We start from the raw sequence: 12,308 nt of genomic DNA on the forward strand, positions 1-12,308 counted from the left end.
GAAAATCAAATAATCACTATAAAGATCAAGCATATCCATTTAATTCCCTCCCTAAAATTAAGGGCGGAATTCTAATGCTTTTTAGTCAAACTACAAGTTTATGTGCGTAACATGAGTTAATGAGTCATCGCCTGTAATTCATTATATTGAAGAAGATAATATTGGTGGAGTAATTTTGTTTGACTATAATCCTCAATCTCAATCTTTTGATAAGAATATTGAAAACCCAGCGCAAGTCCAAAGGCTCAATCAGCAATTACAAGCAATAACTCATCAGAGTAATGAGCGCTACCATCGTCCCCAGATCCCTTTACTCATTTCAGTCGACTATGAAGGTGGAAAAGTGAATCGCCTCCATCCTCGTTATGGTTTTCCTGCTATTTTAAGTGCCAAAGAGATAGGTAAAATGGGGTATGAGGAAGCGAATAACACTGCAAAGCTCATGGCTTCTGTCTTGAAAAACTCAGGTTTTAATCTAGATTTTGCCCCGGTATTAGACGTCGATGTAAATCCAGATAATCCTATTATCGGAAAATTAGGGCGTAGTTTTTCTGCTGATCCCAATAGTGTTACCCAATATGGCCAGCTTTATTCTAAGCAATTTTTGGCTCAGCACATTGAGTGTTCATATAAACACTTTCCCGGCCATGGAAGTTCTATCACTGATTCACATTTAGGTTTTGTGGACATAACAAATACCTGGTCAGTAAGTGAATTAACTCCTTTTTTACAACTTTTGTCGCAGACTAAACATTGTGGGATGGTAATGGTTGCTCATGTGGTAAATCGTAATTTAGATGCCAGTGGCTTACCAGCCACTCTTTCTTTTAGCATGATTTCTGGTTTATTGCGTCATGACTTACAGTTTAATGGAGTGGTGATTACTGATGATATGCAAATGAAAGCTATTGCTGATTATTATGGCTTGTCGACGGCACTTACCTTAGCAATTAACGCGGGTGCTGATATGTTTATTTTTGGAAATCAATTGGTAGATAAAGCACAGGAACCTAAAGAATTAATTGATTTAATTGCGGAAAAAGTACAGTCAGGTGAGATTCCTGAAGCACGTATCGATGAAGCCTATCGTCGCATTATCCAGATGAAAAGCAGTTTAAAAAATTAGTAGTGCTCTAGTCGGGTTTTAACCGACTAGAGCAATGGATTATTTAGCCTTAAACTCTAAGCGATCATTGTCGTAACTGACCTCAATAGTTTCACCAGCCTTAAATTGTCCTCTCAGGAGAGAGTTAGCCAGAGGATTCTCTAGTTTTTGTTGAACCGTACGTTTTAAGGGGCGAGCTCCGTATACCGGATCATAACCTGCTTCGGCTAGATGAGCGATTGCCTCATGACTAACCTCCAAATTAATATTTTGTTCTTTTAGACGTTTATGCAAATAATTAATTTGTAATTGGGCAATTTTTGCAATTTGCTCTTTGGCTAAAGGATGAAATACGACTGTTTCATCGATTCGGTTAATAAATTCGGGTCTAAAATGTTGCGCTACCATTTCTAGCACAGCTGCTTTAATTTGATCATAGGTAAATTTAGTACCCATCTCTTGAATAATTTGGGAACCAATGTTCGAGGTCATTACTATGACCGAATTGCGAAAATCGACGGTACGGCCTTGGCCGTCAGTTAGGCGACCATCATCCATGACTTGAAGTAAAATATTAAAGACATCAGGATGGGCTTTTTCAACCTCATCGAGAAGAATAACCGAGTAGGGACGTCGTCGAACCGCTTCAGTTAAATAACCTCCTTCCTCATATCCTACATAACCAGGAGGCGCGCCAATTAAACGGGCAACTGAATGTTTCTCCATAAATTCGGACATATCTATGCGTACCATAGCTTCTTCAGTATCAAAAAGGAAAGAGGCTAAAGCTTTACATAATTCTGTTTTACCAACCCCGGTTGGGCCTAGAAATAAAAACGAACCAATAGGGCGATTAGGATCGGATAAACCTGCTCGGGATCGTCGAATGGCATTCGCCACCGCATCGACTGCTTCATTTTGTCCGATTAAACGGTTATGTAAGGCCTCTTCCATTTTGAGCAACTTTTCTTTCTCACCTTCCATCATTTTAGCAACAGGAATACCGGTCCATTTAGAAACGACTTCCGCTATTTCATCTTCTGTTACTTTGTTACGCACGAGTTTTGCCTCTTTAACATCTTCAGCATTAACTTGGGCTAATCGTTTTTCTAATTCCGGAATCCGTCCGTATTGTAATTCTGACATTCGACTTAAATCACCCGCTCTACGAGCAGTTTCCATTTCCAGTTTGGCTTGTTCTAAAGCTTCTTTAATTTGGGTAGATCCTTGCATGGTGGCTTTTTCGGCTTTCCAAATTTCCTCCAAGTCCGAATAGTTTTTTTCTAGCTCTTCAATATTATGCTCTAAATCAACTAGCCTTTTTTTCGAGGCTTCATCATCCTCTTTTTTAAGGGCTTCGCGCTCAATTTTCAATTGAATAAGACGGCGCTCGATCTTATCCATACTCTCCGGTTTGGAATCAATTTCCATGCGAATTAAACTGCCTGCTTCATCAATTAAATCAATAGCTTTATCCGGAAGCTGTCTATCCGTGATATAGCGGTGGGATAAAGTTGCCGCAGCTACTATAGCCGGATCGGTAATGGCAACCCCATGATGTACCTCATAACGCTCTTGTAGTCCACGAAGAATAGCGATAGTGTCTTCAACAGTGGGCTCGTTAACTAAAACTTTTTGAAAGCGGCGTTCTAAAGCCGCATCTTTTTCTATGTATTCACGGTACTCATCTAAGGTTGTTGCACCAATACAATGGAGCTCGCCACGCGCTAAAGCTGGTTTTAGCATATTCCCTGCATCCATTGCGCCTTCTGCTTTTCCTGCTCCAACCATGGTATGAAGTTCATCGATAAATAAAATAATTTGTCCTTCTTGTTTGGCTAAATCATTTAAAACCGCTTTAAGTCGCTCTTCAAATTCACCACGGAATTTTGCTCCAGCAATAAGCGCGCCCATATCTAAAGATAAAACTCGCTTATTTTTTAAACCCTCAGGAACTTCCCCGTTGATAATTCGTTGTGCTAATCCTTCAACGATGGCAGTTTTACCCACCCCAGGCTCCCCAATAAGGACAGGGTTATTTTTGGTGCGTCTTTGTAATACTTGAATCGTGCGCCGTATTTCATCATCTCGGCCTATGACCGGATCTAATTTGCCCTGTTCCGCACGCTCAGTTAAATCGATGGTATATTTTTCTAAAGCTTGGCGCTGTTCTTCGGCATTTGGATCATCCACAGACTCGCCTCCACGCAGCTCATCAATCGCTTTTCCTATCGCTTTAGCATCACCGCCGGCTTGCTTTAAGATTCGAGATAAGTTGCCTTCTTCTTGAACCGCAGCAAGAATAAATAATTCACTGGAAATAAAATTATCCTTTCGTTGCTGCGACAATTTATCGGTAAGGTTTAATAAACGGTTTAAATTATTCGATATATGGATATCACCACCGGTTCCAGACACAGTGGGTAGCTTATCTAAGGCTTCATCAAGCAAATTTCTTAATTGCGCGACATTTACTCCTGCCTTACTTAATAAAGGCCGACAACTACCACCTTGTTGATCTAATAAGGCCTTCATTAAATGTTCTGGTTCAATAAAATTATTATCTCTACCAAGGGCAAGAGACTGTGCATCGGCTAGGGCGATTTGAAATTTTGATGTGAGTTTGTCCATTCTCATAATTAAGCCTTTATCTGATTGTAGGGTATTATTTAATCTCTATCTGCCGTAAAATGGGGTTTAATCTATTTATTTCAAGAGCATAAAATGAATATTGATCACTCTTCTAATCCAAATATAGACTCACAAACGCTTCTTAACCAGATTGTTCTTGATTATATGAAGGAGCAGAAAAGAAAACGCCGCTGGCGCTGGATCTATCGAATTATTATCATCTTATTGTTTGTCTTTTTTGCTTATCAAATAATGAGCGATGATGAGGAAAAGGGAGGAAATACTAAGCCCCATGTTGGTGTTATAGATCTTAATGGAGAAATTTCTGATATTAAAGTTAATGCAGACGATTTTGCCAAAGGTTTAAGTTCTGCATATAAAAATGATGGACTTAAGGCTTTAATTATCCGCATCAATAGTCCTGGCGGTAGCCCTGTACAAGCGGAGTATATGTACAACACGATTAATTATTATAAGAAAAAATACCCCACTATTAAAACCTATGCTGTCTGTGTTGACTTATGCGCCTCAGCGGCTTATTACGTGGCAGTAGCTGCTGATCAAATTTATGCAAGTCCTGCAAGTATGGTTGGCTCCATTGGTGTAATTTACAATGGTTTTGGCTTTGTTGATGTGATGAATAAAGTAGGGGTTACACGACGTTTACAAACAGCAGGTGTCAATAAAGGCTTCATGGATCCCTTTTCACCAGAAAACGATGCCCAAAAACAAAAACTTCAAGTAATGTTAGATATCGTCCACCAACAATTTATAAATCGAGTGAAAGAGGGGCGAGGTGCGCGCCTACATATTGATGATGAGACTTTTTCTGGTTTATTTTGGACGGGAGATCAAGCCTTACAGAAAGGTTTAATTGATGGTTTTGCAAGCAGCGGCCAATTAGCACGTGATATCATTAAAGAAGATAATCTAGTCGATTACACATTCAAACCGAATCTCTTCGATAGAGTGACAAAAGGAATTGGAGCTGCGATCGCCAATGAATTACCTGAGAGCTTAGGACTAAAGCCTGGCTTTAAATAAGGGGAGTTTTCAGCGCTCGTTTTTGATTTCCCCTGAGCTCTTGCCATAAACACAAGAGCTTAGGGGAATGATTTAACTATTAATATTTAGGGATAACCTTTGTTCGACATCAAGGCTAAAGCCAAGCAAACAATAGACTTTATGATAAGGCAGGCGATATAGTTTGCAATAGTGCTTTGAATACTTTTGGGGTACCAGCAACTACATTACCTTCTTTGAGAAAATCATCACCACCTTGCATATCACTCACTAAGCCACCAGCTTCGCGTATTAATAAAGCGCCCGCCGCAATGTCCCAAGGCTTCAAGCCAAATTCCCAAAATCCATCTAATCGACCACTGGCGACATAAGCAAGATCCAGGGCTGCAGAGCCAGTTCTTCTCATTCCTGCGCATTTGCCTATAAGTGCTTCGAAAGTAGGTAGGTATTTCTGATTTAAAATACTATCACGGCCAGAAAAACCGGTTCCTAATAAAGAGGCGCTGAGTTGTGTCTGTTTAGAAACACGAATTCTTCGATCATTAAGGCGAGCACCACGTCCTCGGCTTGCTGCAAAATACTCATGACGTAGGGGATCATAGATCACACCATGTTCTATGCGGTTTTTTATTTTCAGTGCAATAGAAACGGCAAAAAAAGGAAAACCATGTAAATAGTTTGAGGTGCCATCTAATGGATCAATAATCCATACATAATCCTCAGCTCCTTCAACAGTGCCGCTTTCCTCTGCCAGAATACTATGATCTGGATATGCTTTTTGAATGGTGTTGATAATGGCTTGTTCGGCTTTGACATCAACCTCACTAAAATAGTCATGGCCATTTTTAGGTGTTATTTTCAGGTGATCCACTTGTTCCATGTGTCGAATAATAATATCGCCAGCTTGGCGTGCCGCATTTACTGCTATATTTAAAAGTGGTTCCATGAATTATGCTCTTTTATTTGCAAAAAAGAGTGATTCTATCACATTTTTTTTGCATAGAGGGAAGTTCAATTAATAAATGCTGTGTTATAGTTAAAGATTGTTTCACAGGGTAAGTTTTTATGAAGTTAAGTTCTATTCGTATTGTATTAATTGCTACCTCCCATCCTGGTAATATTGGTTCTACTGCCCGGGCCATGAAGACTATGGGGTTAAACTCACTTTATTTGGTAACTCCCAAATCCTTCCCAGACCCCAAAGCAAGAGAAATGGCTGCAGGTGCTGATGATGTACTGGAGCATGCCGTTGTAACACAGACTCTAGAAGAAGCGCTAACGGGTTGTCAGCTCATTTTAGGTACTAGTGCACGCCCTCGTGGTCTTTCCTTGCCAGGCCTAACGCCTTCCTCTTGTGCTGAGCTCATCAAGGAACATGCTGACGATACGCAAATTGCTATAGTGTTTGGGCGTGAGCATTCAGGTTTGACTAATGAAGAGTTGCTTAAATGTCATTATCACATCCATATTCCTAGTAATCCAGAATATAGCTCTCTTAATTTAGCGCAAGCAGTACAAATTATTGCTTATGAACTTAGAATGAAGCTCTTAGACCCCAATGCTCATGTTGCTTTACGGCATGATGAATATGCCAGCGCTGATGAAATTGAGCAATTTTATGATCATTTAAAGGAAGTTTTTATTGAAATTCAGTTTTTAAAGGAAGCTAACCCACGCCGTCTTATGCAACGAGTCCGCCGTTTATTTAATAGGGTAAATCTTGAAAAAATGGAAGTGAGTATTTTGCGTGGCATGTTAAGTCAAGTACAGAAGTCCTTAATGTGGGCGCGAAAAAAAACTGAGAATGACTTGAATGAACAGTAGACCGATTTATTTAGACTATATGGCAACAACGCCGGTTGATCCCCGCGTTGTAAGCAAAATGCTCGCCTATTTAGGTCCAGAAGGAAATTTTGGTAATCCCGCATCCATTACTCATGTTTATGGTATCAATGCTTCTTTGGCTGTTGAGCAGGCGCGGGAGCAAATTGCCCAAGTAATCCATGCAAGCCCGAATGAATTAATATTTACTTCCGGGGCAACCGAGGCCAATAATTTGGCTATTTTAGGCGCAGCCCGCTTTTATAAAAACAAGGGCAAACATCTAATAACGATGAGTATTGAGCATAAAGCCGTATTAGATAGTTTTAAACAGTTAGAAAAAGAGGGTTTTGAGGTTACTTATTTATCCCCAGAAAAAAATGGTTTACTGGATATAAAGCAACTAGGGGATGCTTTGCGTTCTGACACTATTTTAGTTTCAATAATGCATGTAAATAACGAAATCGGGGTCATCCAAGACATTGAAGGAATTGGGAATTTATTAGTTAATAAAGGAGTTCTTTTTCATGTTGATGCAGCTCAAAGTGCGGGTAAGCTAGCTCTTGATCTTAAAAAACTATCTGTTCATCTCATGTCTTTTTCTGCACATAAAAATTATGGCCCTAAGGGCATCGGTGCACTCTATGTACGAAATAAGCCCCGTGTACGCCTGCAAGCGCAAACCTTCGGCGGGGGGCATGAACAGGGTTTACGCTCAGGCACTTTAGCCACCCATCAGATTGTGGGGATGGGAGAGGCCTTTAGTATAAGTGAAAGGGAGCGAGAAAAGGAACAGCAACGTCTGTTAGGTTACCGACAAATTTTATGGGCGCAGCTTAAACAATTACCAGGAATACAATTGAATGGCGATGAGCATCAACGAATAGCTGGTAATCTTAATCTTAGTTTCGCAGGTTTAAATGGCGATTCTCTTTTATATGCACTACACGAATTAGCCTTATCGACCAGCTCCGCGTGCACGGCCGCGAGCATCCAACCTTCTTATGTATTAAAAGAGATAGGCCTAAGTGACGAGTTGGCTCAGAGCTCTATTCGTTTATCCTTAGGACGTTTTACCCAAGAAGAGGATATAAATAGAGTAGTTAATATCATTGGTAATCAAGTGAAACGTTTACAATCTATGGCACAGCAATGATGTATAATGAATTAGTAGAGGATTGTTTTTTCTTTCCCAAGCATGTTGGCGTGCTTGATTCGTCTGAGCCAAGAACCGTATATTATAGTAATGCTTCGTTTAGTAAAAATGCGGTAATTAGTTTATATATGCAATGTACTGGCGATAAACGAATTAAAGTTATTTGCTTTAAAAGCAATGGTAATCCTTATTTAATTGCTGCTTTAGAATGGTTATGTAGACAAGTTAACGGAAAAAAATTAGCTCAATGGTGTTTTAATGGTGATGAGCTCATCAAACTATTGGACGTTCCTTTTAATCACGCGCCTGTTATTTGGCAGGTCCAAGATGCTTATCAAGAGATCTTAATGTTAATGAATAAAAAAATTGAAGGTGAATCATGAGTGTAGTGATACAACAAACTAATACTTTAAATCCTAATATTAGTTTTAGCGAGTCGGCAATAAAACATTTGATTTCTTATTTAGATAAAAGTGCAAATTATCAGGGTGTTCGTTTGTCCGTAAAAAAAACGGGATGTTCCGGGCTATCTTATGTTGTTGATTATGTAAGTGAACCAGGGGAAAATGATTTAATGATGCCTTTATCTCAAGGCTATTCTGTATGGGTAGATAAGGCGAGTTATCCTTTTTTGAAAGATATGAAGGTAGATTACGTAAAACAAGGCTTGAATTTTAAATTTATTTTTAATAATCCAAACCAAACTGGGCAGTGTGGTTGTGGCGAAAGCTTTACAGTCTCCGATGGCCAGTAGTATTAAATCGGCAATGTGTATCACTTATTAGGTTGGCCAAGCTTAGGGCCAACCCATTTTTAACGCATAAATTAGTAAATTACCCTTCTGTAAAATTCTCTATTAGCTTGAATATCATTGTTAGACCAAAATGTCTCGACCCCCATCGAACTGTTCTTGAGTGAACCTAATTGGTTGCATATAAGATTATTCTTTGCAAAATAATCAGACTTAGTTAGATTCTTCCTATTTATTTAGAATAATTTGTTCTATTTCTTAGAAAAAGTATATATATATTTTTACAAATCTCATAAAAATGGTACAATGGCCTTAATATTCCGTTAATAAATGAATATCATTGAATCAATGTTTACAGTCTTTGGGATATTTGGTATTATGTAGTGCATGGTGCTCTGCAATTGAATTTGCTGAGCATATATTTAATTAGTTAATTGATACTAGGAGTTTAGAATGAGTGCAGTAATGCAAGAGGTGGTGCAAGGTAACGAAGCACTTTCTAATCAAGTAATTAATGCGGTTAAAGGGTATTTAACTTCGGTTGGTAGCAAAGATGCCAATTTAAATTTATACCAATTAATTGTAGAAGAAGTAGAGGCACCTTTATTTCGTACAGTAATGGAGTTAACTCGTTATAATCAGTCTAAAGCAGCACGCGTTTTAGGTGTAAGTCGTGGAACTTTAAGAACAAAATTAAAGCGTTATTTTGACGATGAGTTTATTGGAACTCGTGATTTCTAATAAATTCTATTTAAAAATAATAATTATACCTTTATCTATAAATCTCTAGATAAAAATTCACCTTAGCTGTGGTCTTTCGATGGTCACTCTGTTATTATGACGGTCAGAGTCGGTTAGGCAATCGCTCTTTGTTTGACAAAGGGAGGAAAGTCCGGGCTCCATAGGGCAGGGTGCCAGGTAATGCCTGGGAGGTGCGAACCTACGGAAAGTGCCACAGAAAATATACCGCCTGTATTATTAATAATATAATTATTTCTATTACAGGTAAGGGTGAAATGGTGCGGTAAGAGCGCACCGCGCGATTGGTAACAGTCGTGGCAGGGAAAACCCCACCTGGAGCAAGACCAAATAGGAATCCACTTGGTTTACCATAACGTGCGGCCCGTACGGGATTCGGGTAGGTTGCTTGAGGCGCATGGTGACGTGCGTCCCAGATGAATGATTGCTCGCGACAGAACCCGGCTTATCGACCGACTCTTTTTTATTCCTTAATAAATTTTAATTGTTACTCGAACTTATTAAGCCGCCGCATCTTTTTAATATCAAAAAATAAATTAAATCTAAGTTAAATAGCCCCAATATCATTTTTCTGAACAATATGTGTATAATTGATCTTATAGCTGAAGTCTTTATTATCTAAAAAGGACTCTACCCATGAAGTATGTTCAATTACTTAATTAGAGAATGAGGCGTTTTATGGCTCTTACAACTGAGCAAAACATATTAAAGGATTTACTCCCCGCTTATTTTTGGAGTGAGGCTAATTTTCAACCCGCCTTTGCTCTATCCCTTAGTGCATTAAGGCTTATAAAAGACGACGAGTTAGAGCCGGCTTTGGCAGCACTCAATAGCTCATCACTTGATAAAAAAGTCAAAAAAAGTATTTGGATTATCATGGCCGAAAGCCATCCAAAACTCACCGATGAGCGATTAATCGATTTAGGGAGACAGGTGGGATTGGCGAATGACGAGCTTTTTCAAAGTGCGTTGTTGTTAAAAGATAAAGCTCCGTTTAACCAGCTTCTAACTTATTTTGAACAACAAGACATGCTTAGCTCGTTAATAAAAGAAAGGGGCTATTCCCTTTTTAGATGGGCAGCGCAAGAGGGTGAACTAAAGATATTACATTATTTAGCCGAAAAAAAACCTAGCGCAATTCCTGCAATGATTGCCTCTGCAAATTTCGAGGCGTTTAAACAAGCAACTCAAAAAGGTCATGTTCATGTTGTTAAGTTTATAACTGAAAAAGCAGGGATACATCTAGAGTCAATGCTTGCGTCTGATAATTATGATGCCTTTCTTGGCGCCCTGGAAGCAAATTCCAACGATGTTGTGACTCATTTATTAAGCTATCCACAGCTCTTAGCTCATGCTGAAGAGCATGAGAATACCTATAATGCGCATGTACTTCCTTTCATTGATAGCAAAATTATATCTCTGCGGGAGCAAAAAAATAAATTTGAACTTGATCATCCACGCGGTGTTTTTGATGTATCGATTTCTGATGCCAAGCTTCTTTTCTATTGTTTAAGAAATCTGATCCGCCGCAATGATCCAAGTTTGCATGATCAGATGTTATTTTTATTAGAAATACCCGCGGTTAAAAATTTAGTCCATCAAGAAATTACTGAAGATAAACCTAATGAGCTCCTTCGTTTAGCTTTAGTTAAAAATAATCGTTCTGCCATTAATTTACTTATTGGGATTCCTGCTGTACATGATTTAGCAGCTCAAAATAACTACTATCAAGACGAGTTAAGAGGGGCTATCAATCTACGAGCATTAGCTAGTGATCGCGAATCGTCGATGACTGCATTAAACCAAGGCGAGCAAGATTGTTTAAAACAGGTAACTGAGCATTATGATGCTCAGTTAAAACATTTAGGTATATCTGGTGTAATGAACGAGTTACGCGAGACCTTAAAAACTCGCTATACCGACAACCCTGCATTTATCATCTCCGTAGATGCGGATACTGGAAAGCCAGTCAAAACTAATTTACCTATGGAGTGGGAGGCCTTCCAAGATCTCCACTTAAGTACAGATGATTATGCTAGAGCTCTGACAGCTTATTATCAGCATTCAGAACATAGCGCTTGGCGTTATCTGTTAAAACCTAATCCTTGGATGCATGAGAAAGCTCATTATGTTTATACTAATGCCGATAATGAAAAAGAAAAATGGGCGGCTTTTGAAGAATACCAAGCCTTAATTGCTTTGCTCTATTTAGCAGCAAAAGATAGGGATATTGCGCCCATAGAGGGCTATACAGTAGAGACGCGTATTGAACAATTCATTAAAGAATTGGCATTAATAGCGCGCGCACATAATTGGGATCAAGAACGATTCAAATTGGCCTCAAATGGCGAAATTCTTCTTGATGATGATCATAATCCTATTATGGAAGAATATGATGATTTAGAGGCCGATCGACCAAGCTGCTATTCTGGAGTAAAACGCCGATTGTTTCAATCTGTTCAGGGACATCCTCTACTCGTCTTATTAACCACTGATAAAATAAATGCCGAACTTTATGATTTTGCAAGAAAACATTTTGCTAATTTAATAAATGATAGCAATAGGATCGATTTTAAACGAGTATGGAATAAAGTAATTGCAGGAAATGACTTGACTGATGCTGATTTAAGAATATTAAAAAGCGCGGATTTTTCTCTTGAGAAACAAAAGGAGTTTATTCAATTTCTTGCTGAAAAATATGAACGTCAATTTACTGAAAACCCTTATTTTACTAAAAAAATCATGCAAGCGTTTATGTTGAATAATATCAATGATGCTCATCTTTTAAATTTTGGCTATACCCATCCCGAGCATTTCTTTGTTAAAGAGAAAGGAAGCGCTCCCGTCTTTTTTGAACCAGCATCTGCTAAAGATGAAGAATCTGAAGTTGCACGGAGTGTTAAACCTAAGATGTTTTGAAATCCTAGCCTCTCAGGGGGCAACTGATATAGGCGCGGATTTTTAGACGAAAAAAAGGTATTTTTAAGAGCTATTCTTCTAATATAAGAGGGGAATAGAATGACCAAAAAGCGAAATTATTACACTGCATCAAAAAAATCAAA

9 protein-coding genes, 1 other RNA gene and 1 pseudogene are annotated in these 12,308 nt (G+C 38.7%); 9 read left to right on the forward strand and 2 right to left on the reverse strand.

What is annotated here, in order from left to right; all coding sequences use genetic code 11:
* Positions 1–115: 115 nt before the first annotated feature.
* Positions 116–1,126, forward strand: a pseudogene (locus ELY15_RS09735) (glycoside hydrolase family 3 protein); the annotation flags it as partial.
* Between the two features lie 39 nt (positions 1,127–1,165).
* Here ELY15_RS09735 and clpB read toward each other — a convergent pair.
* The gene (gene clpB, locus ELY15_RS09740; RefSeq protein ID WP_127099480.1) at positions 1,166–3,742 is read right to left on the reverse strand and encodes an ATP-dependent chaperone ClpB; all 2,577 of its coding nucleotides are present in this window, start codon (positions 3,740–3,742) and stop codon (positions 1,166–1,168) included.
* 87 nt (positions 3,743–3,829) lie between these two features.
* Between clpB and ELY15_RS09745 the strand changes: the two genes are divergently transcribed.
* Complete coding sequence (locus ELY15_RS09745; RefSeq protein WP_127099481.1) at positions 3,830–4,780, forward strand: S49 family peptidase; 951 nt, start codon at positions 3,830–3,832, stop codon at positions 4,778–4,780.
* A gap of 139 nt (positions 4,781–4,919) precedes the next feature.
* Here ELY15_RS09745 and ELY15_RS09750 read toward each other — a convergent pair whose 3' ends face one another.
* Positions 4,920–5,705 carry an inositol monophosphatase family protein gene (locus tag ELY15_RS09750; protein WP_127099482.1) on the reverse strand — a complete coding sequence of 262 codons (786 nt, stop codon included), beginning with the start codon at positions 5,703–5,705 and terminating at the stop codon, positions 4,920–4,922.
* Positions 5,706–5,824: 119 nt separating this feature from the next.
* Between ELY15_RS09750 and trmJ the strand changes: the two genes are divergently transcribed.
* The 7 genes from trmJ to ELY15_RS09785 all read left to right on the forward strand — a co-directional run bounded on the left by trmJ (position 5,825) and on the right by ELY15_RS09785 (position 12,165).
* Positions 5,825–6,583 carry a tRNA (cytosine(32)/uridine(32)-2'-O)-methyltransferase TrmJ gene (gene trmJ / locus ELY15_RS09755; protein ID WP_127099483.1) on the forward strand — a complete coding sequence of 253 codons (759 nt, stop codon included), beginning with the start codon at positions 5,825–5,827 and terminating at the stop codon, positions 6,581–6,583.
* Positions 6,573–7,736, forward strand: coding sequence for an IscS subfamily cysteine desulfurase (locus ELY15_RS09760; RefSeq protein WP_127099484.1), 1,164 nt, complete (start codon positions 6,573–6,575; stop codon positions 7,734–7,736). The genes trmJ and ELY15_RS09760 overlap by 11 nt, the downstream gene beginning before the upstream one ends.
* A complete protein-coding gene (locus ELY15_RS09765) occupies positions 7,733–8,119 on the forward strand; it encodes an iron-sulfur cluster assembly scaffold protein (RefSeq protein WP_127099485.1) in 387 nt (128 codons plus the stop codon). Before ELY15_RS09760 ends, ELY15_RS09765 begins: the two co-directional genes overlap by 4 nt.
* A complete protein-coding gene (locus ELY15_RS09770; RefSeq protein WP_127099486.1) occupies positions 8,116–8,490 on the forward strand; it encodes an iron-sulfur cluster assembly accessory protein in 375 nt (124 codons plus the stop codon). The genes ELY15_RS09765 and ELY15_RS09770 overlap by 4 nt, the downstream gene beginning before the upstream one ends.
* 450 nt (positions 8,491–8,940) lie before the next feature.
* Complete coding sequence (locus tag ELY15_RS09775) at positions 8,941–9,228, forward strand: helix-turn-helix domain-containing protein (protein ID WP_127099487.1); 288 nt, start codon at positions 8,941–8,943, stop codon at positions 9,226–9,228.
* A 105-nt stretch (positions 9,229–9,333) separates the two neighbouring features.
* An RNA gene (rnpB, locus tag ELY15_RS09780) (RNase P RNA component class A) lies at positions 9,334–9,710 on the forward strand.
* 214 nt (positions 9,711–9,924) lie between these two features.
* Positions 9,925–12,165, forward strand: coding sequence for a hypothetical protein (locus tag ELY15_RS09785; RefSeq protein WP_127099488.1), 2,241 nt, complete (start codon positions 9,925–9,927; stop codon positions 12,163–12,165).
* Positions 12,166–12,308 lie beyond the last annotated feature (143 nt).

This window comes from Legionella sp. km772 (assembly GCF_003989735.1).
Classification (GTDB): Bacteria; Pseudomonadota; Gammaproteobacteria; order Legionellales; family Legionellaceae; genus Legionella.